25 protein-coding genes are annotated in these 26263 nt (G+C 62.7%); 17 read left to right on the top strand and 8 right to left on the bottom strand.

Annotated elements, in window-relative coordinates; all coding sequences use genetic code 11:
- Positions 1-41 precede the first annotated feature (41 nt).
- The 5 genes from RHIBR816_RS0124715 (at position 42) to RHIBR816_RS0124695 (ending at position 4408) form a co-directional block, all read left to right on the top strand.
- Positions 42-806, top strand: a complete 765-nt coding sequence (locus tag RHIBR816_RS0124715; RefSeq protein WP_026187394.1) for an SDR family oxidoreductase — start codon at positions 42-44, stop codon at positions 804-806.
- The gene (uvrC, locus tag RHIBR816_RS0124710) at positions 803-2824 is read left to right on the top strand and encodes an excinuclease ABC subunit UvrC (RefSeq protein ID WP_018239288.1); all 2022 of its coding nucleotides are present in this window, start codon (positions 803-805) and stop codon (positions 2822-2824) included. The genes RHIBR816_RS0124715 and uvrC overlap by 4 nt, the downstream gene beginning before the upstream one ends.
- A gap of 264 nt (positions 2825-3088) precedes the next feature.
- Positions 3089-3676 carry a CDP-diacylglycerol--glycerol-3-phosphate 3-phosphatidyltransferase gene (gene pgsA, locus RHIBR816_RS0124705; protein ID WP_018239287.1) on the top strand — a complete coding sequence of 196 codons (588 nt, stop codon included), beginning with the start codon at positions 3089-3091 and terminating at the stop codon, positions 3674-3676.
- Positions 3673-3933: a molybdopterin converting factor subunit 1 gene (gene moaD / locus RHIBR816_RS0124700; protein WP_018239286.1), complete on the top strand. Its 261-nt coding sequence runs from the start codon at positions 3673-3675 to the stop codon at positions 3931-3933. The genes pgsA and moaD overlap by 4 nt, the downstream gene beginning before the upstream one ends.
- Positions 3934-3937: 4 nt before the next feature.
- Positions 3938-4408, top strand: coding sequence for a molybdenum cofactor biosynthesis protein MoaE (locus RHIBR816_RS0124695; protein WP_018239285.1), 471 nt, complete (start codon positions 3938-3940; stop codon positions 4406-4408).
- On the opposite strand, the gene RHIBR816_RS0124690 is transcribed toward RHIBR816_RS0124695, so the two are convergent.
- On the bottom strand, positions 4409-5305 hold the full coding sequence (locus RHIBR816_RS0124690; RefSeq protein ID WP_018239284.1) for a branched-chain amino acid ABC transporter permease: 897 nt from the start codon (positions 5303-5305) through the stop codon (positions 4409-4411).
- Positions 5306-5465: 160 nt separating this feature from the next.
- On the opposite strand from RHIBR816_RS0124690, the gene RHIBR816_RS0124685 reads away from it, so the two are divergent.
- Complete coding sequence (locus RHIBR816_RS0124685; protein WP_018239283.1) at positions 5466-6026, top strand: CGNR zinc finger domain-containing protein; 561 nt, start codon at positions 5466-5468, stop codon at positions 6024-6026.
- A complete protein-coding gene (locus tag RHIBR816_RS0124680; protein WP_018239282.1) occupies positions 6023-6523 on the top strand; it encodes a hypothetical protein in 501 nt (166 codons plus the stop codon). Before RHIBR816_RS0124685 ends, RHIBR816_RS0124680 begins: the two co-directional genes overlap by 4 nt.
- Positions 6524-6597: 74 nt before the next feature.
- Here RHIBR816_RS0124680 and ndk read toward each other — a convergent pair whose 3' ends face one another.
- Both ndk and RHIBR816_RS0124670 read right to left on the bottom strand, forming a co-directional pair.
- Entirely contained in the window at positions 6598-7020 is a 423-nt protein-coding gene (gene ndk / locus RHIBR816_RS0124675) for a nucleoside-diphosphate kinase (RefSeq protein ID WP_018239281.1), read from the bottom strand.
- A 102-nt stretch (positions 7021-7122) separates the two neighbouring features.
- Positions 7123-7812: a glutathione S-transferase family protein gene (locus tag RHIBR816_RS0124670; protein WP_018239280.1), complete on the bottom strand. Its 690-nt coding sequence runs from the start codon at positions 7810-7812 to the stop codon at positions 7123-7125.
- A 140-nt stretch (positions 7813-7952) separates the two neighbouring features.
- Here RHIBR816_RS0124670 and RHIBR816_RS0124665 point away from each other — a divergent pair, with 140 nt between their 5' ends.
- Complete coding sequence (locus tag RHIBR816_RS0124665; protein WP_018239279.1) at positions 7953-8465, top strand: DinB family protein; 513 nt, start codon at positions 7953-7955, stop codon at positions 8463-8465.
- Here RHIBR816_RS0124665 and RHIBR816_RS0124660 read toward each other — a convergent pair.
- Positions 8406-11069, bottom strand: coding sequence for an AMP-binding protein (locus RHIBR816_RS0124660; protein WP_026187393.1), 2664 nt, complete (start codon positions 11067-11069; stop codon positions 8406-8408). The two genes, RHIBR816_RS0124665 and RHIBR816_RS0124660, sit on opposite strands and share 60 nt — an antisense overlap.
- Positions 11070-11265: 196 nt before the next feature.
- On the bottom strand, positions 11266-11544 hold the full coding sequence (locus RHIBR816_RS0124655) for a hypothetical protein (RefSeq protein ID WP_018239277.1): 279 nt from the start codon (positions 11542-11544) through the stop codon (positions 11266-11268).
- A gap of 318 nt (positions 11545-11862) precedes the next feature.
- Here RHIBR816_RS0124655 and RHIBR816_RS0124650 point away from each other — a divergent pair, with 318 nt between their 5' ends.
- The gene (locus RHIBR816_RS0124650) at positions 11863-13752 is read left to right on the top strand and encodes an ABC-F family ATP-binding cassette domain-containing protein (protein ID WP_018239276.1); all 1890 of its coding nucleotides are present in this window, start codon (positions 11863-11865) and stop codon (positions 13750-13752) included.
- A gap of 70 nt (positions 13753-13822) precedes the next feature.
- On the top strand, positions 13823-14170 hold the full coding sequence (locus RHIBR816_RS0124645; protein WP_026187391.1) for a hypothetical protein: 348 nt from the start codon (positions 13823-13825) through the stop codon (positions 14168-14170).
- A gap of 57 nt (positions 14171-14227) precedes the next feature.
- Here RHIBR816_RS0124645 and RHIBR816_RS0124640 read toward each other — a convergent pair whose 3' ends face one another.
- Positions 14228-15067, bottom strand: coding sequence for a GNAT family N-acetyltransferase (locus RHIBR816_RS0124640; protein ID WP_018239274.1), 840 nt, complete (start codon positions 15065-15067; stop codon positions 14228-14230).
- Between the two features lie 194 nt (positions 15068-15261).
- Here RHIBR816_RS0124640 and RHIBR816_RS0124635 point away from each other — a divergent pair, with 194 nt between their 5' ends.
- Positions 15262-16188: a Gfo/Idh/MocA family protein gene (locus tag RHIBR816_RS0124635; protein WP_018239273.1), complete on the top strand. Its 927-nt coding sequence runs from the start codon at positions 15262-15264 to the stop codon at positions 16186-16188.
- 66 nt (positions 16189-16254) lie between these two features.
- On the opposite strand, the gene RHIBR816_RS0124630 is transcribed toward RHIBR816_RS0124635, so the two are convergent.
- Together RHIBR816_RS0124630 and RHIBR816_RS0124625 are read right to left on the bottom strand one after the other, a co-directional pair.
- On the bottom strand, positions 16255-16704 hold the full coding sequence (locus tag RHIBR816_RS0124630) for a DNA polymerase III subunit chi (RefSeq protein ID WP_026187390.1): 450 nt from the start codon (positions 16702-16704) through the stop codon (positions 16255-16257).
- A 129-nt stretch (positions 16705-16833) separates the two neighbouring features.
- Positions 16834-18327 carry a leucyl aminopeptidase gene (locus tag RHIBR816_RS0124625; protein WP_018239271.1) on the bottom strand — a complete coding sequence of 498 codons (1494 nt, stop codon included), beginning with the start codon at positions 18325-18327 and terminating at the stop codon, positions 16834-16836.
- 309 nt (positions 18328-18636) lie between these two features.
- Here RHIBR816_RS0124625 and lptF point away from each other — a divergent pair, with 309 nt between their 5' ends.
- The 6 genes from lptF to rsmA all read left to right on the top strand — a co-directional run bounded on the left by lptF (position 18637) and on the right by rsmA (position 26235).
- On the top strand, positions 18637-19809 hold the full coding sequence (gene lptF / locus RHIBR816_RS0124620; protein WP_018239270.1) for an LPS export ABC transporter permease LptF: 1173 nt from the start codon (positions 18637-18639) through the stop codon (positions 19807-19809).
- A complete protein-coding gene (gene lptG / locus RHIBR816_RS0124615; protein ID WP_018239269.1) occupies positions 19806-20888 on the top strand; it encodes an LPS export ABC transporter permease LptG in 1083 nt (360 codons plus the stop codon). The genes lptF and lptG overlap by 4 nt, the downstream gene beginning before the upstream one ends.
- Positions 20888-23236 (top strand): LPS-assembly protein LptD, encoded by a 2349-nt coding sequence (locus tag RHIBR816_RS0124610; RefSeq protein WP_018239268.1) that lies wholly within the window; start codon positions 20888-20890, stop codon positions 23234-23236. The genes lptG and RHIBR816_RS0124610 overlap by 1 nt, the downstream gene beginning before the upstream one ends.
- Before the next feature lie 190 nt (positions 23237-23426).
- Positions 23427-24371, top strand: coding sequence for a peptidylprolyl isomerase (locus RHIBR816_RS0124605; protein WP_018239267.1), 945 nt, complete (start codon positions 23427-23429; stop codon positions 24369-24371).
- A gap of 11 nt (positions 24372-24382) precedes the next feature.
- Positions 24383-25411 (top strand): 4-hydroxythreonine-4-phosphate dehydrogenase PdxA, encoded by a 1029-nt coding sequence (pdxA, locus tag RHIBR816_RS0124600; protein WP_018239266.1) that lies wholly within the window; start codon positions 24383-24385, stop codon positions 25409-25411.
- Positions 25411-26235: a 16S rRNA (adenine(1518)-N(6)/adenine(1519)-N(6))-dimethyltransferase RsmA gene (rsmA, locus tag RHIBR816_RS0124595; RefSeq protein ID WP_018239265.1), complete on the top strand. Its 825-nt coding sequence runs from the start codon at positions 25411-25413 to the stop codon at positions 26233-26235. Before pdxA ends, rsmA begins: the two co-directional genes overlap by 1 nt.
- Positions 26236-26263: the final 28 nt, after the last annotated feature.

Raw genomic sequence — 26263 nt, 5'->3', positions numbered from 1 at the left:
TTTGTCTGACGAAAACTGGATTCGCGGAACGGGAAAGAACGTTGAGAAGGACATTGAAGGCGGCGCTGGTTACAGGCGGCGCACGGCGCATTGGCAGGGCAATAGTTGAGGATCTGGCCGCGCACGGCTTTGCGGTCGCCATCCACGCGAACGGCTCGCTGGCAGAGGCCGAGGCGCTGGCGGCAGAGCTCGGCGCGACCGGCGCCAAGGCGGTAGCCCTTCAGGCGGACCTCACCGATGTGGGGGCGGCCTCGGAATTGACAGCACAGGCGACCTCGCGGCTCGGCCCGCTCGATCTCCTCGTCAACAACGCCTCGGTGTTCAACAAGGACAGCCTCGACCAGTTCGACGAGGAAATCTGGGAGCGGCACTTCGCCCTGCATGTCAAGGCCCCTTCCCTGCTTGCCCGCGACTTCGCACGCCAGCGCCCGGGCGATGTTTCCGGCCTTATCGTCAATGTGATCGACCAGCGCGTCTGGTCTCCAAATCCACGCTTTTATTCCTATATGCTCTCCAAGTCGGCGCTCTGGACGGCAACCCGGACGATGGCGCAGGCGCTTGCCCCCGACATTCGCGTCAATGGCATCGGGCCGGGACCGACACTGCCGAACGAGCGGCAGGACCGGCGCGATTTCGAGGCGCAAGTGAATGCGCTGATCCTCAGGCGCGGCCCGGCGCTCGACGAGTTCGGACGTGCGGTCCGCTTCCTATTCGACACGCCGTCGGTTACCGGGCAGATGATCGCGCTCGACGGCGGCCAGCACCTTGCCTGGGAGACGCCGGATATTCGGGAGATAGTGGAATGAACGGGCGGACGCCCACCGACGGCGGCATCCTTTATGACGGCAGCGAAACCGAGGACGAAGACGATCTCGTCGAGGTGGCTGAAAGTGATCGGCCGGCGCCCCCGGTGGAGTGGACGGAGACGAAGCCGGAAACGCAAGGGCTCAAGGGGGCCGAACTCATTCAGGCCTTCGTCAGGCTGCTGCCGAACGGGCCGGGCGTCTACCGGATGTTCAACGAGGCCGGCGACGTGCTCTATGTCGGCAAGGCGCGCAGCCTCAAGAAGCGGGTCAGCAACTATGCCCAGGGCCGCGGCCACTCGAACCGCATCGCACGCATGGTGCGCGAAACGGCGAATATGGAGTTCGTCACAACGCGCACCGAAATCGAGGCACTGCTGCTCGAAGCGAACCTGATCAAGCGCCTGCGTCCGCGTTTCAACGTGCTTTTGCGCGACGACAAGTCGTTTCCCTATATTGTCGTCACCGGCGATACCCGGGCGCCCGCCCTCTACAAGCATCGCGGTGCGCGCAGCCGCAAGGGCGACTATTTCGGCCCCTTCGCCTCCGCCGGAGCCGTCGGGCGGACCATCAATTCGCTGCAGCGGGCCTTTCTTCTGAGAACCTGCACGGACAGCGTTTTCGAAACGCGCACGCGCCCATGTCTGCTCTACCAGATCAAGCGCTGTTCGGCGCCCTGCACCGGCGAGATCAGCGATCCGGACTATGCGGAGCTCGTGCGCGAGGCGAAGGATTTTCTATCCGGCAAGAGCCAGGCGGTGAAGGCGACGATCGCCGCGGCAATGGCCGAAGCGTCGGAAACCCTCGACTTCGAGCGGGCGGCGCTCTATCGCGACCGACTGGCAGCGCTCAGCCATGTCCAGAGCTATCAGGGCATCAACCCCGCCGGCGTCGAGGAGGCGGACGTCTTTGCCATCCACCACGAAGGCGGCATTTCCTGCATCCAGGTGTTCTTCTTCCGCACCGGCCAGAACTGGGGCAACCGCGCCTATTTCCCCAAGGCCGACCCATCGCTTCCCGCCGCCGAAGTGCTCAGCGCGTTTCTGGCGCAGTTCTATGACGACAAGCCCTGCCCGCGTCAGATCCTGCTCTGCGAAACGGTCGAGGAGCAAGACCTGCTCGGTCAGGCATTGAGCGAGAAGTCCGGCTACAAGGTTTCGATCCTCGTACCGCAGCGCGGCGAGAAGAAGGACCTCGTCGAGCACGCGCAGGCGAATGCACGGGAGGCGCATGGCCGCAAGCTTGCGGAGACGGCCTCCCAGTCACGCCTGCTCGAGGGCTTTGCCGAGACCTTCAAGTTGCCTTCGGTGCCGCGTCGCATCGAAATCTACGACAACTCGCACATCATGGGCACCAATGCGGTCGGCGGCATGGTGGTTGCCGGTCCCGAGGGCTTCGTCAAAGGCCAGTACCGCAAGTTCAACATCAAATCGACGGAGATCACGCCGGGCGACGACTTCGGCATGATGCGCGAGGTGATGACCCGGCGCTTCTCGCGTCTGTTGAAAGAAGAAGGCAAGCCGGACCGCTCGACAGAGGCGAGCGAGGACGCGGCCTTCCCGGCCTGGCCGGACGTCATCCTCATCGATGGCGGCCAGGGCCAGATGACGGCGGTTCGCGCCATTCTCAAGGAACTCGACGTCGAGGACTGCGTGACGGCGATCGGCGTCGCCAAGGGCGTCGACCGGGACGCCGGGCGCGAGCGCTTCTTCGCCGAAGGTCGCGAGAGCTTCGCGCTGCCGCCGCGCGATCCGGTGCTCTATTTCATCCAGCGGCTGCGCGACGAGGCGCATCGATTCGCCATCGGCTCGCACCGGGCGCGGCGAAAGAAGGAGATGGTCAAGAACCCGCTCGACGAGATCGCCGGCATCGGCCCGACGCGCAAGCGGGCGCTTCTTACCCATTTCGGCACCGCCAAGGCGGTTTCCCGCGCCGGCATCAGCGACCTGATGGCGGTCAATGGCATCTCGGAGACGGTGGCCCGCCTCGTCTACGAGCATTTTCACGAGGACGCCAAATGATCGGACGCGCCGCGCGTTTCATCGAGCACGGACGCGCACGCCGGGCGGTGCAATTCAGGCTGCGTTCAGACGAAATCCGGCAAATATGACAACCGCAACGCAATGACCTGTTGACCTCGTGGTCGCAAAGTCATTCTGTACACCTGAAACCCGGAGGGTGTGGGAAAAGCTGGCGCTTCCCCCACGCCAACCGAACCAGAAATCGCGTCGAAGACCCTAGATCACGGGAAATGGGGGATTGTCGTGTCCAGAGAAACCGAGTCCATGCCAACGCCCATTGCCTATAGCGTCCCGAATCTGCTGACCTATTTCCGTATCCTCATCGTGCCGCTGATCGTGCTCTGCTTCTTCATCGAGGGCCGGCTGCACAGCTCCGATTTCGCGCGCTGGACTGCACTCGTCCTGTTCGTCACCGCCTCGATCACCGATTTCTTCGACGGCTATCTCGCGCGCATATGGAAGCAGACATCCAATATCGGCCGGATGCTCGATCCGATCGCCGACAAGCTGCTCGTCGCCTCCATCCTGCTGCTCGTCGCCGCCGACGGGACGATCGCCGGCTGGTCGATCTGGGCCGCGATCATCATCCTCTGCCGCGAAATCCTCGTCTCGGGGCTTCGCGAATATCTTGCGGCGCTCAAGGTCAGCGTCCCGGTGACGCGGATTGCCAAATGGAAGACGACCATCCAGATGGTGGCGATCGCCTTCCTGCTGGCCGGTCCTGCCGGCGACAAGCTCGTGCCCTATATAACGGAAGCAGGCATCGTCCTTCTCTGGATCGCCGCAGCAATTACGCTCTATACCGGCTACGATTATTTCCGCGCCGGCCTGAAGCATGTGGTCAACGAATGAGCACGGTCAACCTCATCTATTTTTCCTGGGTGCGCGAGCGCATCGGCAAGGGTGAGGAAACACTCGAACTGCCGGCGGACGTCGTCACGATCGGCGATCTGTTGGCGCATCTGAAGACCCTCGGCGCCGAGTACGAATCGGCGCTCGAACACCAGAACGTCATCCGCGCGGCGATCAACCAGGAACATGTCGACCATGGCGACCCGATCGCCGGCGCCCGCGAGATCGCGCTGTTTCCGCCGATGACCGGCGGCTGAGGCGATGACTGCCCCGATCACCGTGCGCGTCCAACGCGACGACTTCGACCTTGCCGCCGAAGTCGCTGCGCTTACCTGCGGCCGCGCCGACATCGGTGCGATAGTCAGCTTTTCGGGCCTCTGCCGCGACGAGGCGGGAGCCCTCAACGCACTCGAGCTCGAACACTATCCAGGCATGGCGGACGCGGAGATCAGCCGCATCTGTCACGAAGCGGTTGAGCGCTTCGGCCTGCAGGCCGCGACAGCCATCCACCGTTTCGGGCGCATCGAACCCGGTAAAAACATCGTGTTGGTGGTCACCGCCTCGCCGCATCGGCAGGCAGCCTTCGACGGCGCGAATTTCATCATGGATTTCCTGAAAACCGCGGCTCCCTTCTGGAAGAAGGAACACCGGGCCGACGGCAGCGCCGGCGAATGGGTGAGCGCCAAGGATGCCGACGATGCGGCACGCGACCGTTGGACTCTCGAGAGCTGATCAGGGAATGACCTTCTCCCGCCGCGTGACGACAAGCACAATGACCAGAAACCCGAAAATCGCGAAATCCCGCCAGAGGATCGGGCCGTAGGCGCTCCACAGCGTTTCCAGAAGCCCTACGCCGGCGGCGCCGAGGGCAGCGTAGAATGGCGCCGTCTGGCCGCCGATCGCCGCGATGAACAGGACCTTGACGCCGAAGGTCAGACCCATGCCGAAGTCCATATTGCCATAGTAGGAAGCGGCAAGGATGCCACAGAAGGCGGCAATCAGCGACGCGATGCCATAGGCGAGAATGTAGACGGTGGAGGGATCGACCCCGCAGAGGGCTGCTGCTTCGCGATCCTCCGAGACGGCGCGCCAATAGCGCCCGGCATAGGAATGGCTGAGCAGGAAATGACCGGCGGCGACCAGCGCCGCCATCAGCGCGGTGTTCAGCAGCTGCACGACCGTCAGCGTCACGGGAAATTGCGGATCCGGCCAGAAGACGATGACCTCGTTCAGAAAGGGCGGCAGCCACAGGCTTCGTGTGTCTGAGGCGAGGCGTGCCGTTTCCATGAGCACCATGAGGCTACCGAGCGAGGCGACGACCACCGCATTTGCCGAGGAAAAGGCTAGCGGCCGCATGACGTAGCGGCCTGCGACCAACCCGGCGCCGAGCCCGAAGGTCAGCGCCGCCACGGCACCGACACCGAGGGCTGCCGGCAAGACCAGCCACAGTCGGTTCCAGCCGAAATCCGCGAAGAGCACGAACATCTGCCCGGCAAAGGCAAAAAGCGCGCCGTAGGTCAGATCGGCGCGCCGCGTCACGGCAAAGGCAATCGCGTAGCCGAAGGCGAGCGCCGCATAGAGCGCTGCCACGGGAACGGCGTTGGCGATCTGCTGAAGGAAATAGGTCATGACTAATCCGGCCGGTCGCGGCGATCGGGATCAAGACGATCCAAGACCGAAACCGCGTCAATTTCAATCGCGAAACGCGGAGGCCAACTTTCCTTGGCGGCTCCTAGTGACAGAGGCAATATAACTGGTAAAATAGGTTTTACTAGTTAGGATTTTTCGCATGAGCTTCACTTGGACCGCACATCGATTCTCCGGCGGCGCATTGGCGCTCGATGTGGCCAATTCCGTGGTTCTGCGCTTCGACCCGAGGCGCCGGATCGATCGTTTCGCCGATGGAGCGGCAATCGAGGGCTTTGCCGAAGCTGCCAATCTCCATGGCGCCGAGAAGACGCGTTTCGGCACGCTAGCGCCGATCGGGCCTGAGAGGCAGGCGTCGCTGATCGATCTGCGCGAGGCGACGGATCGGCATTTCCGGGCGCAGATACGGTCCGAAGACCGGCCGGGCCTCCTCGCCGACCTGCTTGAGGCGATTGCGGCCATCCTGCGCCGGCCATCCGAGCGCTGCGATTATATCGCGCTCGACGTCGCCACTGCGCATTCGGCGCTCAGCCTCGCTGCCAATCCGGAGCCCGATCGGCTGAAGATATGCCCGAACTGCGAATGGCTGTTCCTCGACCGCAGCCGCAACAGGAGCAGGACCTGGTGCGACATGGCAGTTTGCGGCAACCGCACGAAGGCCAAACGCCACTACCGCCGCAACAAAGAGGAAACGCAGCCATGAGAAAAGTCATCGCCATTGCCCTGGTTGCGGCGGCGCTCGCCGGTTGCCAGCGCGAGACCGGCCCGGACCCGCTGAAGCTGACCGGAAAGATGTTCGTCTTCAACTACCGCCTGGCCTATGCCACTTACGTTATCACTCTCAACAAGACGCAGCCGGTCCCGGACGGCAGCGTCGTCGTGGCGACCTTCGAGAACCCGGCCGGCGGCGAGCCGCTGACGCTGACGCGCAAGCTCTTTCCGAAGCTCGACAAAGTGGTGCTGGAGAGCCCCGATATCACCTGCGTCAAGAAGGAAAAGCCCTATGCGGTGACGATCGAGGTCAAGGGGCCGGACGGAGCGACACTGCAGAAGCTGGAAACGGCGGTAACTTCCGACGTCGATCAGAGCGTGATGCCAGCGCGGCCCCTGGTCGTGGGGCCGGCCTACGACAAGAATCCGGAAGTCTTCCGGAACGGGCTGGCGCCGACGCATTTCGACACAGCCGCCTGCGCGACATAAGAAAACCGGGGCGTCTCCGCCCCGGTTTCGAAGAATCGTTTCAAGCCTTTATAGGCTGAAGCGAGGAATGTGAATCAGCCAACGATCTCGGTGCCGGCGAACCAGTAGGCGATTTCTTCGGCAGCCGTTTCCGGTCCGTCGGAACCGTGAACCGAGTTTTCGCCGATCGACAGCGCATGAACCTTGCGGATCGTGCCTGCGTCAGCGTTGGCCGGGTTGGTGGCGCCCATCACTTCGCGGTTCTTGGCAATGGCGTTCTCGCCTTCGAGAACCTGAACGATGGTCGGGCCGGAGGACATGAACTCGACCAGTTCACCGAAGAACGGGCGCTCCTTGTGGACGGCGTAGAAGCCTTCGGCTTCGCGGCGGCTCATCCAGACGCGCTTCGATGCGACGACGCGCAGGCCGGCGTCTTCGAGCATCTTGGTGATGGCGCCGGTCAGGTTGCGCTTCGTCGCATCCGGCTTGATCATCGAAAAGGTACGTTCAATCGCCATTGGCTCAATTCCCTTGCTCTTGAGAAAGTGGCGGTTCATTAGCCGCCAATGCCGCGCAAAACAAGGGGGAGCGGCGATGATTCGCCGCTGCTGACGAGAGTTTCACGCCGCTGTCACGGAACGACCGAGGCCATCATGAAGATCGAGGCAACGTTCGAACCAGTCCGAAACGACGTCGCCGGCGGCAAGCAGGCGATGCGGCGAAACGATGCGCGCCCACTGCAGTGCGCCGAAGACGATGTAGTCGGCAAAAAGCGGGCCATCGCCGCCAATGAAGGACTGAAACTTCAGCATGTGGCGCAGCGGCTCGAGCTTAGCCGAGAAGGTTTCGAGGTCCGTCTGCCCCGCCGCCGCGGTCGCCTCGAGCGACTTGCCGAAGCGCTGCTCGCGGCTTTGCCGAAAGTAGACCTGGTCCACCGGATCAAGGCTGTCATGGATATCCATGATGGCGATACGCCCGATTGCCGGGTGCAACGTCATCTGCGACCAGCCTTCGACGAGGCGGGCCATCGCCTTGCCGCCCGCGCCGCCGAACAGGGTCGGGCGGTCAGGATAAGCCTCTTCCAGATAAAGGGCGATGTCGAAGCTGTCGCTTACCAGTCTTTCGCCGTCACGAAGCAGCGGTACGATCTTCGTCGCCCCCTGTTCGAGCTTCGGGATTTCGGTGAAGCCGACCGTCGCTACATCGAAGCCAAGCCCCTTGTGCGCGAGCGAAAGCTTCGTCTTCCATACATGCGGCGAAAAGGGCCGCGCCCGGTCTGTGCCGCAGAGCGCGTAGAGTTTGCGGGTCATGTCGTCTCCTGGTGAAGAATTCGTGCGCTGCATAGGACGACAGGGAGCTCAGCCGATCAAATCAGTAAATTTCATGAGTTGCATTCCACACGCGAATATCAATCCGCGCTAGGCTGGCGGGACAGCAGGGGAGAAAGCATATGCTCGACCATTACCGCATGTTTGCCGACTACAATCGCTGGGCCAACGGGCGGGTCTATGCGGCCGCGGCAGAACTCTCCGAGGCGGAATACCGGCAGGACAAGGGCGCCTTCTTCGGCTCGCTGCATGCAACACTCAACCATATCCTCGTCGCCGACCGGATCTGGATGAAGCGGTTCACCGGGGACGGCGAGGCACCGACGAAACTCGACGCGATCCTCGGCGAAACCCTCAGCGCCCTGACGGCAGCGCGGGTCGAAGAAGATGAGCGCATCATCGCCTGGCTAGACAGCCTCGACGAGGCACGGATCGACGCGCACTTCACCTACTCACCGCTCACCATGCCCGACAAAATCACGCAGAAAGTCGGTGCCACGCTCGCCCATTTCTTCAATCACCAAACCCATCACCGGGGACAGGCGCATGCGATCTTGACTGCGCTCGGACGGCCGTCACTGACGCTGGACCTGGTTTTCTTCCTGAGGACCGAGGGCGAAAAATGGGCGGCCTGAAGTGAGCCAGGACTTGATCCCGGCCGGCCAATCCGCCGGGAGAGCGCCGGCCCTGGCGCGCACGAGCCATTTGAAAAGCTCGCGCTGACCCGACCAGACCGCGAGCCCCAACATGACGCCACCGGCGATCGAAGCGAGCGAATAGGCGAGTGGTGGAAGGAACGGCTGCACCGGCGCCAGCAGGAGTTCGGGCACGAAGCGGTGCAGGATATAGATATGAAAGCCCGCCGCCGAAAGCGGCAGGACAAGATGGACCGCCCATTGCGGCAGACGAATGCGCGGCAGGAACAGGAGCGCCGCGAGAACCGCGATCTGCAGCAGATATTTGATCTTCGTGCCGATCCAGACCCCCTCGTATAGACCGAGAAACAGGTAGATTCCCGTGCCTGCCGCCATGACTGCGAGCCGCTGGGCCCAGCTCCGGGCCAGCGCCGCGCACCAGCCGACTACGGCCAGGTGAAAGATCCACGGCAGCGTGAAGATCTGGCGGTTGCCAATGTCCCAAAGCTGCGGCAGCGCCATACGGGCGGCAAAGGCGGCGGCAAGCAGCGCCATGCCGGCGGCAAAGGGCCGAACGGCGGCGAAGCGCCTGATGGGCGGCACGGCGAACAGAGCGGCAAACACCAGCACCATCTGGCAATAGGCCTCGATGAACCAGTAGAGATACGGTACCATGCTGTGCCGCTCGGGATCGGCGAAGCCGAAATTGCCGACCAGGAAGACCGAGGCCCAGGGCACGTCTCCCCAGGCAAGAGCGTAGGCGGCAACAATCAGATAATAGGGAACCAGGATCTGCGCCAACGGCCGTAGCAGTGGCCAAAGCGAGCCCGACAACAGAGCGCCGCTCTGGAATCGCGCCAGCCCGAATCCGGCGAGAATGACCATCGTCGCCGAGCCGCCCGGGATCGGCCAAAGCGTCTCGTGGTGAAGTACGACGAGCAGGATGGCCAGCGCCCGGATTAGGAAATCCGTGCCGATCTGTGATCCCTTGCGTTCCTGGCGGACCATCGCGGCCAATGATTTGACCGACATTCGCTCCCAGGCCTCGGGCACCTCGCCGAGGATTTTTTCGAGACCGATCGACAGCTGGACGAAACGGAGCGAATCCCCGCCGAGCGACAGGAAGCTGTCTTCCGATCGAACCTTCCGCGGGTAGAAAAGCTGCTCGAACAGCGCTTCGACGCCTTCTGCGCGCGAGGAGCCGCCGGCGCCCCGGCCCTTATCGCGGAGAGCCTCGTAATCGACCTTGCCGGATGCCAGGCGCGGCAGCGCGTCGATGCGCGTCGCCCGGACCTGCAGCAGGGTCAGTCCGCTCGCGGAGACGAGCAACCGGCGGATGTCATCTGGATCGCGTTCTCCCACGAAATAGGCATGAATTTCGACATCGCTGCCAATGACCGCGGCGGCGATATCATGCCGTTCCAAAGCCGCTTCGAGAGCGTCATGCCCGATGCGCAGCCCGGCGATCTTCGATATCCGCTTGGTCCGTCCGACAATGCGGAAGAACCCGTCCACATCCCTGACCGCCAGGTCGCCGGTTCGCAATTCGGAAAGCGCGGCATCATCGGCGAGGTCGGCCCGCGAGCTGGCATAGCCCATCATCACGTTCGCGCCACGATAGATGAGTTCGCCAGGTTCCTCCACACCGGTGACCAGTCGGCCGCTTTCGTCCTCGATCGTCAGGCTGCCGCCGGGTATCGCGACGCCGATGCAGTCCTCCCTGCCCCGCAGCCGATCCGGGGGCATGTAGGCGATGCGGGCGGTCGCCTCCGTCTGGCCGTACATCACGAAAAAGGCTGCGCCGCGCTGAAGCAGGTGCTCGTTGTAGAGACGGACCGTCTCGGGTGGCAGGCGTCCGCCAGCGACGGTCATGAATCGCAGTCGCGGAAATGCCCGCTCGCGGAAGCCCGCCTTTTCCAGAAGGTCGTAGGAATAGGGAACGCCGGAAAAATTGGTGCAGCCGCTTCCGGCAAGTCCGTCGAGGAAACCTTCATCGAGAATGGATCCGCCGGGGATGTAGATGCTCGCGCCGACTGTGATGTGAGCGTTCAGGACGGACAGGCCGTAGGAATAATGCAGCGGCAGAATGAGGCAGCTCCGGTCCGCCGCGGTGAGGCCGAGATATTCGGCAATTGCCCGTGCGTTGGCCGCAATGTTCGATCTGGACAGACGGACATATTTCCCCTGGCCGGTGCTGCCCGAGGTCGAGAGCAGGACGGCCAGATCGGGATGGAGGGCGGTTCGGTCCCCCTCCAAGCGCTCCGTGCGCCAGCGTCCGTCGATGCGGCGACGGCAGAAATCCGGCTTGAAGCTCCCGCGATCGGCGCCCGTGGCGGACGGCCCCTGCAAGGCGACGGCGTGACCGGCATCGAGTGCGGCAAGATAGGCGACGATCGCGTGCTCCGAGAGGTCGGCCTCGAGCATCACCAGTCCGCGCTCGCCGCGCCATTCCGTTGCCTGCCGATCGACGCGGGTGGCCAGTTCCCGGTAGCTGACGACCCTCCCGCCCGGGAACACCAGGGCCGGCTTCTCGCCCTGGGCGGCCAGATGCGCAACAGAAAACGGGAATATCGACAATTCACCTGCGCCCAAAGCCACCTCCATTTTAGCGAGGCGGCATATTATTGCTGACTCCTGTCGTCAAGTATTAGCACCGAACTAAATACGAAAGGGCCGCGACAAATAGCGGCACGCACACGGTACTCATCACTCTCGCAAGCGGAAAGGCCCGGCCCCGCATAGCGGGACCGGGCCACGGAAAGCGGTCTGGGAGGACGAGCGCTAATCCATAGATTCCGCGTTAGCGGCTAATGCCCTGGTAATATTCACCTTCTCCGCCGCGGACCAGCTTCGGTTGGACGGCGTAGTCGGCGACGGAACCCGTCAGGGTACGGTCAATGGAACCATTCGTGCGGCGAACGGCGGCCTCGCCTCCGGCCTTCGGAGCGCGTTCCGTAAAGAGCGGCTTGTCGCTGATGCCTTCGTAATAGCTGCCGCCGGCAAAGGCAGCAGAGGCGCCACCAAGAACGGCAGTGGCGACAAGGGCAGCGGCGAGAGCGGTGTGGACTGCATTTCTCATGGTCAACTCCTGGTCAGAAGATTCGCTGAATGATGGGTTGGTCGCGACCACCTGTGATCGGGTCAGTCTCTTTCGAACGCGGCGGCCTTGCCGATGGCATTCGATCCGAACCGGGTGATCGGAAGAGCAGTTCCTGCGCTCTTCGCCGATAGATGTGGGGCCTCATGATGAGGTTTGGAAGTATTGATTATCGGAACACGTCGTCCAGGATTTGATAACAATAAGCTCTTGAGTCCGCTCGCTCCGACCTTATGGCGCCGCTGCGAAGCTCCTCCGTTGACCCTTGCCTTCGGGTAAAACTCCGGGCAAAAGGCCCGAATGATCCAGATCACCGGCCTTTCCGCCCGCGTCGCGGGCCGTCTTCTCATCGAAAACGCTTCTGTGACGCTTCCGGCAGGCACGAAGGCCGGCCTCGTCGGCCGCAACGGCGCCGGCAAATCGACACTGTTCCGAATCATCACCGGCGAGCTTGCCGCCGAATCCGGCAGCGTCTCCTTGCCGAAGAGCGCGCGGATCGGCCAGGTGGCCCAGGAGGCACCCGGCACGGAAGAGCCGCTGATCGAGATCGTGCTGAAGGCCGACAAGGAACGCGCCGCGCTTCTCGCCGAAGCCGAAACCGCGACCGACCCGCATAGGATCGCCGACATCCAGACACGGCTTGCCGATATCAGCGCCCACTCGGCGGAGGCGCGTGCGGCGAGCATTCTTGCCGGTCTCGGCTTCGACCACGAAGCGCAGCAGCGCCCGGCCTCCTCCTTCTCCGGCGGCTGGCGCATGCGCGTGGCGCTTGCAGCCGTGCTCTTTTCCGAGCCGGACCTGTTGCTGCTCGACGAGCCGACCAACTATCTCGACCTCGAAGGTACCTTGTGGCTTGAGGAGTACATCCGCCGCTATCCGCATACGGTCATCATCATCAGCCATGATCGCGACCTGTTGAACACAGCCGTGAACGCCATCGTTCACCTTGACCAGAAGAAGCTCACCTTCTATCGCGGCTCCTATGACCAGTTCGAGCGGCAGAAGGCGGAAGCCGACGAGTTGCAGATGAAGGCGAAAGCCAAGAACGACGCGGCGCGCAAGCATCTGCAGAGCTTCATCGACCGTTTCAGGGCGAAGGCGACGAAGGCCCGCCAGGCCCAGAGCCGTATCAAGGCGCTCGAACGCATGGGCACCGTCGCGGCGGTCATCGAAGACCACGTCCAAGGCTTCTCCTTCCCCGATCCGGAGAAACAGGTCGCCTCGCCGATCGTCGCGATCCAGGGCGGCGCGGTCGGATACGAGCCGGGCAAGCCTATTTTGAAGCGGCTCAACCTGCGCATCGACGCAGACGACCGCATTGCCCTGCTCGGCTCGAACGGCAACGGCAAGTCCACCTTCGCGAAATTCATTTCGGGCCGGCTGCAGGCGGAGACCGGCGAGGTGCGGATCGCACCGGGCTTGAAGACCGGATTTTTCGCCCAGCATCAACTCGACGACCTCGTGCCGACGCAGAGCGCCGTCGAGCATGTGCGCCGCCGCATGCCGGATGCGCCGGAAGCGAAGGTGCGTTCGCGCGTCGCCCAGATGGGGCTCTCGACCGAGAAGATGGACACGCCGGCGAAAGACCTCTCCGGCGGCGAGAAGGCGCGGCTGCTGATGGGGCTCGCCGCCTTCGATCAACCCAGCCTGCTGATCCTCGACGAGCCGACCAACCACCTGGACATAGACAGCCGCAACGCGCTGATCACCGCGCTTAACGACTATTCCGGCGCCGTCATCCTGATCTCGCACGATCGGCATCTGATCGAAGCAACCGCCGACCGGCTGTGGCTGGTGCGAGACGGCACGGTGACGAGCTACGACGGCGACCTCGAGGACTATCGAAGCGTCATCGTCGGCGGCCCCAAGGCGAAGGACGAAAAGCCGAGGACCAACGGCTCGGACGAAAGCCTGTCGAAGGCCGACCAGCGCAAGGCCAATGCCGACAAGCGTGCTTCGCTCGCGCCGCTCAAGAAAAAGATCAACGAGATCGAGTCCTTGACGGCAAAACTGGAGAAACTGATTCAGGCGCTCGATGCCGAACTGGCCGACCCGACACTCTATGAGAAAGCGCCCGCAAAGGCGGCTAAACGGGCAAGGGAACGGGGGGAGGCGGTAGCAAAGCTCGCCCAGGCCGAAGAGCAATGGCTCGAGCTTTCGGCCGAATACGAGGAGGCGATGGCCAGTTAGATCGGCAGACGCGCTGCGGCGGCTCTGGTGTTACACAAGACACGATTTGGCGCATACCGGGGAACAGACCATGAGCACATCGGACCGTCGGATCGTTGCACTCGTCAAGCAAGTAGTTACTTGGCTTGTCGATCGGGATTTTGTTGCTGTTGAAGCCCGCTCAAGGGGAGTTCGTCTGTCTGCCGACCTCATGCGACAAGCGGTAGAGGAGTATGGCCGAACACTGGTCATGCCTCCTGATGAAGCATTCTCGGACATTGATGCCGTCGCTGTGGCAAATTCCGACCCGCGAATTTGGTCCATTCGGTTCGATCTATGGACGCAGGAAGAGGGGCGATCCGATCTATCGCTAGAATGCACTGCTGTTATTGACCGTGGTACGCTCCAATTGGAAATCGAAAACATTCACGTTTTATAGTTGCGGCGCAACGATATGTCACCCCTGCTACGGTCGGAAGAGCAAACAGCCTGCTGATCAGCCGAGTTCGAAGGTCGTAATCCCGTATATCCGTTGAAGCGGCAGGTCCGGAGCCGGCCCGCGGTACATGCGCGCCGTCTCGAACACCGGCTTCATGTTGTAGCGTTCGCACAGCGCCCTTGCCGAGGCGTTCGGCTCGGGAATATCGAGATAGATCCGCGCTCCCTTTTTCCCCGCGGCGAGCTTGCGGAAGATAAGGTCGGCGCCGGTCTCGTTGTCGGCAAAGAGCGGACCGATCTTGAAGCCTTCACGGCAGGCGCGGATCGTGCCGTAGCCGACGATCGTGTCGTCGCGCAGGAGAACGACGCTTCGCCGGGTCGGCAGTTGTTTTGTCCATTCGTAGAGAAAGGCGTCGCGGCGCGCCGGATTGAAACGGCGGTCGTAGTCGGTGAGCGCCGCGACATGCACCGGGGCCGCGTCGACGAGTTGCGTGCCCGGCGGCTCGGTGACGTCGACGGCACCGCCATAGCGGACATTCGCATGCGCCCAGGCAAAGCCAGACTTCCGATAGTTGTCCTGCTGGGCGACCACTCCATCGAGGCCGATGACGCGGCCTTCGGCGCTAGCGATCGCTCGCTGCCAAAGAGCGTAGCCGATGCCCCGGCCCCGAAAGGCCAGATCGGCAATGTAAAGGCCGAGAAAGGCATATCGGCTGCCATAGCGCACCAGCGAGATGGCCGCCGCGAGAGTTTCCTCTTCGGTCGCAACCCAATAGCCTTCCGGATCGGCGGCCCAGAACGCATTCGCGTCATCCAGGCCGGGGTTCCATCCCTCCCGCGCCGCCCAGTCGATGATCGTGTCGAGTTCGGCGCGCGTCGCCCGGCGGATGTTCGGCATGGCAAATCCTCAATGTCCTTGCGATCGTCAGGTAAGCGGAACCTCGCCCGTCTTCACCAGGGGCAATAATAGATTTGTTTGCATCTTGTGCCCCGAGGTGCCAGCTTATTTCAAGTCCGACCCCGGCTTGCCCATCGCCCCCAATCTGCTACAAGGGGCGCCAATAAGTCATACTAATTAAGAGCGAAGCACCCATGTCTCCCATTCGAATTGCCGTTGTCGGCGTCGGAAAGATCGTGCGCGATCAGCATCTGCCGGCGCTTGCCAGGAATGCCGACTACCAGTTGATCGCAGCGGCGAGCCGCCATGGAACGGTCGATGGCATCGACAATTTCAAGTCGATCGAAGCGATGCTCGAAGCGGTGCCGGCGATCGAGGCGGTTTCGCTCTGCATGCCGCCGCAGTACCGCTATCAGGCCGCTCGCACCGCGCTCGAGGCCGGCAAGCACGTGTTCCTCGAAAAGCCGCCGGGCGCGACCTTGAGCGAGGTCGCGGACCTTGAGGCGCTGGCGTCGGCCAAGGGCCGTTCGCTCTTCGCCAGCTGGCATTCGCGCTATGCGCCGGCGGTCGAGGCCGCCAAGGCCTTCCTCGCGTCGACCAAGATCGGTAAGGTCAAGATCATCTGGAAGGAGGATGTCCGCCACTGGCATCCGAACCAGGAATGGATATGGGCGGCCGGCGGCCTCGGCGTGTTCGATCCCGGGATCAACGCCTTGTCGATCGTCACCCATATCCTGCCGCGTCCGATCTTCATTACCTCGGCGACGCTCGAATTTCCCGAGAACCGCGACGCGCCGATCGCCGCCTCGATCGCCTTCAGCGATGCCCAGAAGCTCGACGTGTCGGCCGAGTTCGATTGGCGCCAGACGGGCAAGCAGAGCTGGGACATCGTTGCCGAGACCGAGGCCGGCGAGATGGTTCTTTCCGAAGGGGGTGCCAAGCTCGCCGTCGACGGCAAGATCGTTCATGACGAGCCGGAACAGGAATATCCGATGCTCTACCGCCGCTTCGCCGAGATCATCAAGGCGGCCCGGTCCGACGTGGACCTGTCACCGCTCCGGCACGTCGCCGACGCCTTCATGCTCGGCCGGCGCAAGTTCGTCGAGGCCTTCCACGACTGAGCTTCATTCACCTGAACAACGTAGGCCCGCGGTTTTCGCGGGCCTTTTGCATTTTGGAAGAGGCGCTCAGGCCTTCTTCTCCCAACGGCCGTCGCGGTTCTGCTGCCAATAGGTGAGATCGTGCCCCTCGCCCTTCAGCCGCTTCCATTGGCCACGCGCCGCCTCGAGCTGCTCTTGGTCGTAGCCGTCGAACATGAAGACGACGCGTTCGTATTCCGAGACCGACGGCGGCTCGGCGCCATCGACGAGAAAGCGGACGGTTGCCCCGTTCTGGTTGCCGTCATTGGCGACGATCAGGATCGGTTGCTCGGCCGCGAATTCGCCCGCATCCGTGCCGTGCGGCAGGAAGCTGTCGTCGCGATAGACCCAAAGATGCGTGTCGAGCGCTTCGCGCCTTTCCGCATCGACCGTTTGCACGACCACCCGCCAGCCGCGCTCGAGGCTTCTGTCCAGGAGCGGCGGCAGGGCGTCCTCGAGTTTCGATTCGGTCAGGTGGTAGAAAAGAATTTCGGTCAGCCGATTTCTCCCGGACACCCCTACAGGGCGGCGCGTTATCAGACGTGCAAAGGCCGCTGCAGCACTTTGAATTGCTGCATGCCCTTATCCTTAAATCGGCTAGGATTTAAGGGAACATGCAGTCGGCAATCAGGATTCATAGTTTGCCCGGACCAGTTCGTCGAGGAGCCGCACGCCGAAGCCCGAGCCCCAGGACTGGTTGATCTCATCGGTCGGCGAACCCATGGCCGTACCGGCGATGTCGAGATGCGCCCACGGCGTGTCCTTGACGAAACGCTTCAGGAACTGGGCCGCCGTCACCGAACCGCCGTGGCGGCCCCCGGTGTTCTTCATGTCGGCGAACTTGCTGTCGATCATCTTGTCGTATTCCTTGCCCAGCGGCATCCGCCACAGGCGCTCCTGCGTCGTCATGCCGGCTTTCAGCAACTGATCGGCGAGCCGATCGTCGTTCGAGAACAGGCCGGCATAGTGGTTGCTGAGCGCCACCATGATCGCGCCGGTCAAGGTCGCCAGGTCGATCATCGCCTTCGGCTTGAAGCGATCGTTGCAGTACCAGAGCGCGTCCGAGAGAACGAGCCTGCCTTCAGCGTCCGTGTTGATCACCTCGATCGTCTGCCCGGACATCGACGTCACGATATCGCCAGGACGTTGCGCGCTGCCGTCCGGCATGTTCTCGACGAGCCCGATGATGCCGACGGCATTGACGCTCGCCTTGCGGGCCGCCAGCACGTGCATGAGACCGGTGACGGCGGCGGCGCCGCCCATGTCCCCCTTCATTTCCTCCATGCCGGATGCGGGCTTGATCGAGATGCCGCCCGTGTCGAACACGACGCCCTTGCCGACGAAGGCAATCGGCTTGTCTTTCGCCTTGCCGCCCTTCCATTGCATCACCACCAGCCGCGGCGGTCGGGACGATCCTTGCGCGACGCCGAGGAGCGCACCCATTCCGAGCTTCTTCATTTCGCGCTCGGTCAGGGTCTCGACCTCGACGCCGAGCTTCTCCAGTTCCTTGGCGCGCGCCGCAAACTCCACCGGGCCGAGCACATTGGCGGGCTCGTTGACGAGGTCGCGCGCCAGAAACACACCTTCGCCGATCGCCTGGACCGTGGCGAATGCCTTCTTGGCGGCGATGACCATGCCCGTGACGATGGTGACCTTCACCACTTTTTGAGCCGTCTTCGCTTCGTCGTCGGATTTGCGCGTCTTGTAGCTGTCGAAGGCATAGGCGTTCATTTCCATGCCAAGCGCGAAGTCGGCGGCCGCCTTGCCGGTGACGTCGACGCCCGGCGCATCGAGGAAAATCGTCGCTTTGTCGGCGGAACGCAGCTTCGCCGCCGCTGCACCGCCGGCTTTCAGCCAATCGTGGCTCGTGAGCGCTGCCGCGTCTCCAAGGCCGAGAAGGATAATCCGATCCGCCGGCGAACCGTGCGGCGCCACGACGTCGAGGGTCGACAGCGCCTTGCCGGTGAATTTTCCGATCTTCGCCGCCTTCGGCAGCACGGCCTCCGGATCGACGACAGCCGCACCGGCCGGTTCCTTCGCGCCCGCGACCTGCAGGAGGACAGCGGCGCCTCCCGTCGGGCGATGGGACTTGCTGAAAGTGAACTCGAACTTCATCGGCATGCAGGACTCCGGAATTTTCTGATGGGCTTCCGTCTGGCTGTTACCGGACGGCTACAGTGGCGGACATTCGCGCTGTCGGCCATGTTCAAAACTGTGGCGCGCACCCTTCTCGCTTTTGAGGCGCTTGGCAAGATGCCCACACATGTTTACATGCGGTTAACCGCAGTTCTTCGTCTTATATTATCCGCGTTGTTCGAGACTCTGAATTGCGATGCGGGGAGCGGGACCGGTACGGTCGGACAGCGAACACGAGCCTCGTGCACGCTTGAACGGCATGAATGAAGAGCAGGATTTAGGTCGGAAACGGGTATGAAGCTGATCGAACGCTACATCTTCCGGCGCGCCACGATCATGTTCCTGGCAACGCTTCTGCCGCTGCTCGGTATCGTTTGGACAACGCAGGCGCTGACCAACGTCAACCTCGTCACCGACAGCGGCCAGTCGATCTTCGCCTTCGTCAAGCTTGCGACCTTGATCCTGCCTTCGGTCGTTCCGATCATTCTGCCCTTCGCGCTTTTGATCGGCGTCACCCAGACGCTGAGCGTGATGAACACCGATTCGGAACTGACGGTGCTTAACGCCGCCGGCAGCTCGCGCATGTCGGTCATCAGGCCGGTGATCTATCTGGCTGTCGGGCTCAGTGTCCTTTCCTTCGTCATCGACAATTTCGTCGAGCCCTATTCGCGCGTTGCCGTGCGCAAGATGATCGCCACGGCGCATGCTGACCTGCTTTCCTCCGTCGTACAGGAAAACGCCTTCCGAAAAATCACCGACGGGCTTTACGTGCAGGTCGCCGCGCGGCGCGGCGGCGGTGTCCTGCACGGCATCTTCGTCGCCGATTCGCGCAATCCGAATTTCGAGCTCGTCTATTATGCCCGCGAGGGCGCGGTCGACGAGGAACGCTCGGCACTGGTGATGAAGGACGGCGAAGTCCATCGCAAACTGCCGGATGGCGGCGTCTCCGTCATCAAGTTCGATTCCTATGCTTTCGACCTGACCGACATGACCCGTGCGGCGGGCGAGGCCAACATCCGGGCCAAGGATCGAGACCTCTTCTATCTCATCAATCCGGATCCGAACGACCCGGCCTACAAGCGGGCGCCGCTGACCTTCACAGCCGAACTGCACCGGCGCTTCAGTGAGTGGACCTACCCACTGCTCTTCGGATTGATCGCACTCGTCGTCAGCTCGGATGCCCGCTCGCACCGGGAGGCGCGCGTACATCCGACGATCAGCGCGGTGGGCGCGGCTCTCGTGATCCGCTGGATGACCTTCTACGCCGGCAACAGCGCCGAAGATTCGGTATGGTTCGTGCCGTTCATGTATCTGGTACCGCTGGTGACCGGCGCGCTCGCCATTCGCCAGCTCGCCAGCAACCGGCGTCTCGACATACCGATGACCTGGAAGGAAAAGCTCACCGACCTCATGCTGCGGCTTCGGCTCGTGCGGCCGGCCGGCGCCGACGGGGAGCAGGCATCATGATTACCAGCACCCTCGGCCGCTACTTTTTCAAGCGGTACATCGTCACGACCTTCTGGTTCCTGGTCGGCATCTTTGCACTGGTCTTCATCATCGATTTCAGCGAACTCGCCAGCCGCATGTCGGCCTTGCCGCACTACTCGGTGTCCGGCGCGCTGCTCATGACGACGTTTCGCATCCCGACGATCCTGCAGCAGACGGTGCCCTTCGTGGCGCTCTTTTCCGCCATGGCGGCCCTGATCTCGCTCAACCGACGTTATGAGCTGGTGGTCACGCGCGCCGCCGGCATTTCCGTCTGGCAGTTCCTGAGGCCCTTCGTGCTGGGCGCCTTTCTCTTCGGCATTCTTGCCGTCATCGCGCTCAACCCGCTTGCGGCCTGGGGTACAAAGAAAGCCGAAGCGCTGGAGGCCGAATGGGGTTCGTCCCGCTCGGCGCAATCCAATTCGATCCCGTGGCTAAGACAGATCTATGACGGCACGGACACGATCATCGGCGCGCGGTCGGTCCAGAACGGCGGCACGGAGCTCATCAACGTCACGGTCATCCACTTTGATCCACAGGGGACGATCATCCTGCGGCAGGATGCGAAGTCGGCGAAACTCGAAGATGGTTACTGGCTCCTTAACGGGGTCACCGAAACCGGTAATGGTCGCCTGCCCCGACGTCTGGAAACGGTACAACTTCGCACGAATCTGAAGGCCGATTTTGTCCAGGAACGCCTGGCGAAGGCTGATTCCATTCAGTTTTTTGACCTGCCGCGCAAAATCGACGTCGCCCGGTCCTTCGGCTTCTCCACCGATGCCATGGAAACTCAGCTGCACTCTCTCCTGTCGTTGCCGCTGCTTCTCGTTGCAATGACTCTGATCGCCGCTTGCGTCTCCCTGAAATTTAGCCGGTTCAACCAATCGCGCTCGGTAATTCTCGGTGGAATCCTGTCAGGCTTCGTGCTTTATGTCGTCACCGTGCTTGTCAAAGCATTCGGGAGCAGCGGTATTGTGCCTCCGTTCGTTGCAGCCTGGCTGCCAGTTGTTGTAGCGATGGCGCTGGGCTCGACGATTCTATTGCACCAGGAGGATGGCTAGTGGCGGCAGGCAACCGCGGACCGATGAAGCTTATCAACGCCGCCCTCCTCGCAGGCGTGGCGTTGCATGCGCTTGCCATCGGAATGCATGCGCCGGCCATGGCGCAGGACACCTCTACCCGAATCGATGAGCTGCAGCCGAACATTCCGGCTGACGCAAAACTGCTGCTGACCGCCAACGAGCTGGTCTACAACCGCGACACGGAAATCGTCACGGTGCGCGGCAATGTGCAGATCGAATATGGCGGCTACAAAATGGTGGCCCGCCAGGTCGACTACAATCAAAAGAGCGGCCGGATTCTTGCGACCGGCGAAGTCCAGCTGATCGAACCCGGCGGCAATATCGTCTACGCCGACAAGATGGACGTCACAGACGATTTCGGCGATGGTTTCGTCACGGCGTTGCGGATCGAGACGACCGACCTGACCCGCCTCGCGGCCGAAAGCGGAGAACGGCGCGGCGGCGAAGAATTCATCCTAAACAAGGCCGTCTATACCGCCTGTACGCCTTGCTCGACGAAGCCGGAACACCGATCGCTGTGGCACATCAAGGCGCAACGGGTGATCCAGAACGGCCGCACACGCACGATCCGGCTTGAGCACGCCTATTTCGAGCTTTTCGGAAAGCCGATCGCCTACATACCGGTGATGGAAATCCCCGACCACACGGTCAAGCGCAAGAGCGGCTTCCTGTTCCCGACTTTTCGCTACACGCAGAAGCTCGGCGCGGGCGTCGGTATCCCCTATTACTGGGCGATTTCGCCCTATATGGACGCGACCGTGACGGCGACCGGCTTGACGCGGCAGGGCTTCCTGCTCGAGGGCGAGTTCCGCCAGCGGTTCCACAACGGCATGCACACGCTGAACGTGGCGGGCATCAGCCAGTTGGACCGGGACCAGTTCACGCCCGGCACGGTCGATGCGCAGGAGACCGCCCGCGGCATGGTGGCGTCCAAGGGCCGGTTCGAAATCAACCCGCGTTGGACCTTTGGCTGGAACGTTCTCGTCCAGTCGGACAACAACTTCGCCAAGACCTACGACCTTTCGTCGTTCGACGGCACGACCTATGTCAACCAGGCCTACCTGTCAGGGCTCGGCAAGCGCAATTATTTCGACCTGCGCGCCTTCTATTTCGATATCCAGGACGCTGATCCGGACAGCATCGCGGAAAACCAGCAGCCGGTCGCGCAGGTCCTGGATTATTCCTACACCGCGCCGGAGCCGGTGCTGGGCGGCGAACTCAACGCCGACTTCAACTTCACCAACGTCAAGCGCAACCGCCTGGACCGCAATACCACGGTTTTCGGCGTGGATCGCTTCCGCGGGCTTGAGGGAACGTCGCATCGCCTGACCGGCGAACTCGAATGGAAACGGACCTACATCGCCCCCGGCGGGCTCGCGCTGACGCCGCTGCTTGCGGCGCGCGGCGACGCGGTGGGCGTCAATGTGGACGACCCGATCGGCTACACCGGCGATTTCACCAGCAGCGATGCAGTGACGCGCGGCATGCTCACCGCAGGCCTCGAGGCGCGCTATCCAATCCTTTTTGCGGGTGAATCGAGCAGCCACGTGCTGGAGCCGATAGCTCAGCTCTATGCGCGCCCGAACGAACAATATGCCGGCGCACTGCCGAACGAAGATGCCCAGAGCTTCGTCTTCGATGCCACCAACCTCTTCGATCGCGACAAGTTTTCCGGTTTCGACCGCATCGAGGGCGGAACGCGCGCCAATGTCGGCTTGCGTTACACCGGAAGCTTCGACAACGGCTACGGCCTGCGCGCCATTGCCGGGCAATCGTTCCACCTCGGCGGCCTCAACTCCTTCGCAACGGACGATCTCGTCAAGGCAGGCGCAGATTCGGGCCTGGAAACCGACCGCTCCGACTACGTGGCGATGTTCGGCGTCGACGCACCATCCGGCCTGATGGCAAGTCTCTCAGGCCGTCTGGACGAAGAGGACTTCAGCCTGCGGCGTGCCGATGCGACGGTCGGCTATCTCGGTCTGACATGGCAGGCCGCCTTCACCTATACGCGGATCGAGGCACAGCCGCTCTATGGCTCAGCCTTCGACCAAGACGAGATCCAGTCGGCTGCCGCCTACCGGTTCCACGACTACTGGTCGGTGTTCGGCGGGGTGACCTATGATATCAATGAGGGCGTCGTAACCCGCCATGGCTTGGGGCTGACCTATGACGATCAGGACACGCTGTTCTCGATCGTCTACAAGTCGGAGCGGGATACGGACAGCACCGTCGCCAACGACTGGTCGATCGGTGCCCGCATCAGCTTCCGTACGCTTGGCGACATCAATGTGGGCGAGACCACATTCGAAGAGCTGGACTATTTCTGAGACGTCCCCGTTCCGCATTAATCTTGAGCGCCGTCTTCGCGCCGCATAAATGCGGCGGGATCGATTGATCACGCGCTCTTGTCATTGTTTAGCCGCATGTATTATGCATTTCCCACAAATTGACAGTGGGAAGGCGGACGGTTGAAGCTGTGGCAACGGCTGCGAGCAACCGACGCGGGATGAGCAGGGAATGATCATGGGCGGGAAATTCTCGATCGTAAAGGCGCTCTCCGCCGTGGCGGTCGCCGGGGTGCTGAGCATTGCTTCGGATGCGGCCGTTCAGGCTGCCAGTGGAGTGAGTGTGATCGTCAACAATACCGTTATCACCTCGGGTGATATCGCCAAGCGCGTGGCCTTCCTTCGCCTGCAGCGCCAGGGCGGCGGTGCGGGCGAAGCCAAGAAGCAGTTGGTCGACGAGGTGCTGAAGCGCGCCGAGATCGCACGGGTCCAGCAATCGGTGAGCACCCAGGAGGTCGACGCCGCCTTTGCACGTTTTGCCGCCGGCAATAAGCTGTCGGCCGATCAGCTCGGCAAGATCCTCGAACAGGCCGGTGTCGGCGTCGACCATTTCAAGCAGTACATCGCAGTTCAGATGAGCTGGCCGCGGGTCGTCAACTTTCGCTACGGCAACGCCAGCCGCCTGTCCGGCGGCGACCTGGTCAAGCGCATGATGGAAGGCGGCGGCGACAAGCCGGTGACGACGGAATATTTCCTGCAGCAGGTCATTTTCGTCATCCCGGAATCGAAGCGCGGCGCGATAACCGCCAAACGGCAGGCCGAAGCCAATGCCTCACGCTCGAAGTTCCCGGGTTGCGAAACGTCGAAGGTCTTTGCGGCGAACTATCGCGACGTGTCGATCCGCAGTCTCGGCCGCGTACTTGCCCAGCAGCTGCCGGAGGATTGGAAGCCGCTCGTCGAAAAGGCCGGGGACGGCATGACGACGGGCACGCGTGTCACAGAAAGGGGCGTCGAATACCTGGCAATCTGCAAGAAGCGCCAGGTCAATGACGACACCGCCGCCGAAATAGTCTTCCGTGCCGAGGATATCGGCAAGAAGAAGGCCGGCGGCGAAGACCCGAACAGTGAGAAATATCTCGAGGAACTGCGCTCCAAGGCGCAGATCGTCAATAAGTAATACGGGTCACCATGAGCGACATGCGCGGCAGGCCGATCGCCCTGACGATGGGGGACCCGGCCGGTATCGGCCCGGACATCACTCTTGCCGTCTGGGCAAGACGGGAGGCGCAGGCGACTGCGCCTTTCCTTTTCGTTGGCGACCCGTCCGTGCTGGCGGCACGCGCCGAGGCGCTCGGGCAGCCGGTGCGGATCGAGGAAACCGATTGCCTCGACGCAGCCGCCACATTCGCAAACGCCCTGCCGGTATTGCCGATCCGTTGTCCCGCTCCCGTCGTCGCCGGTCGGCCGAACCCGGAGAATGCTGCCGCGGTCACCGGCGCGATCGACACTGCCGTCCGGCTTGTGATGGCCGGTGAAGCCTCGGCGGTAACAACCAATCCCATTGCCAAGGCCGTGCTCTACGAGGCGGGCTTTCGTTTCCCCGGCCACACCGAATACCTCGCCGACCTGGCGGAGAAGGCAACCGGGACCTCCGTCCTGCCGGTGATGATGCTGGCAGGACCGAAGCTGCGCGCCGTTCCCGTGACGATCCATATTCCGCTCAAGGACGTTCCTGCAGTGCTGACGCCGGACCTGATCTATCGGACCTGTACGATAACCGCAGCCGACCTGAAGAGCCGCTTCGGGCTCGAGAAGCCGCGCCTTGCCCTCGCCGGCCTCAACCCGCATGCCGGCGAAGGCGGAGCACTTGGCCTGGAGGACGATGCGGTCATCCGCCCGGTCGTCGACCGGCTGCGCGCGGAAGGCCTCGACGCCGTCGGGCCGCTTCCGGCGGACACCATGTTTCACGATCGGGCGAGAGAGACCTACGACGTCGCGATCTGCATGTATCACGATCAGGCACTGATTCCAGCGAAGGCGCTCGGCTTCGATGACAGTGTCAATGTGACGCTCGGCTTGCCTTTCATCCGAACCTCGCCGGACCATGGCACCGCCTTCGCGATTGCCGGCAAGAAAATTGCCCGCGAAGACAGCCTGGCGGCAGCACTGCGGCTTGCCGCCGAACTTGCGGGCAATGCCGGGAAGGCGCGGAACTGATGGCGGCACTCGACGGTCTGCCGCCGCTTCGCGACGTCATCCAGCGCCACGGGCTGGACGCGAAGAAGGCGCTCGGGCAGAACTTCCTGCTCGACCTCAATCTCACGCAGAAGATCGCCCGCACTGCCGGTCCGCTCGAAGACGTCACCGTCATCGAGGTCGGTCCGGGCCCCGGAGGCCTGACGCGTGCCATCCTGGCGCTCGGCGCCAAGAGGGTCGTGGCGATCGAACGCGATGCGCGCTGCCTGCCGGCCCTTGCGGAAATCAGCGCCCATTATCCTGGCCGGCTCGATGTCGTCGAAGGTGACGCCCTGAAGGTCGATTTCGAGACCCTCGCCGAAGGTCCGGTGCGGATCATCGCCAACCTGCCCTACAATGTCGGCACGCAGCTTCTCGTCAACTGGCTGCTGCCCGGGCGCTGGCCGCCCTTCTGGCAATCGATGACGCTGATGTTCCAGCGAGAAGTCGGATTGCGGATCGTCGCGGACGCGGACGACGATCATTATGGCCGCCTCGGCGTCCTCTGCGGTTGGCGGACCAAGGCGCGCCTCGCCTTCGACGTGCCCCCGCAGGCATTCACACCGCCCCCGAAAGTCACCTCCACGGTCGTGCATCTCGAGCCGATCGACAATCCGCTCCCATGCCCGGTCTCGGCACTCGAGAAGGTGACGCACGCGGCCTTCGGGCAGCGTCGCAAGATGCTGCGGCAGAGCCTCAAGCCGCTCGGCGGCGAGGCGCTGCTCAGCAAGGCCGGCATCGACCCGCAACGCCGCGCCGAGACGTTGACGGTCGAAGAATTCTGCCGTCTGGCGAACTGCCTTTGAACGAATTGCAGGGCGTCAACGGCCTGAT

Origin of the sequence: Ensifer sp. BR816 (assembly GCF_000378985.1) — a bacterium.
GTDB lineage: Bacteria > Pseudomonadota > Alphaproteobacteria > Rhizobiales > Rhizobiaceae > Sinorhizobium.
The sequence above is the reverse complement of the archived record's forward strand: the minus strand, read 5'-3'. Positions and strand labels throughout refer to the sequence as shown.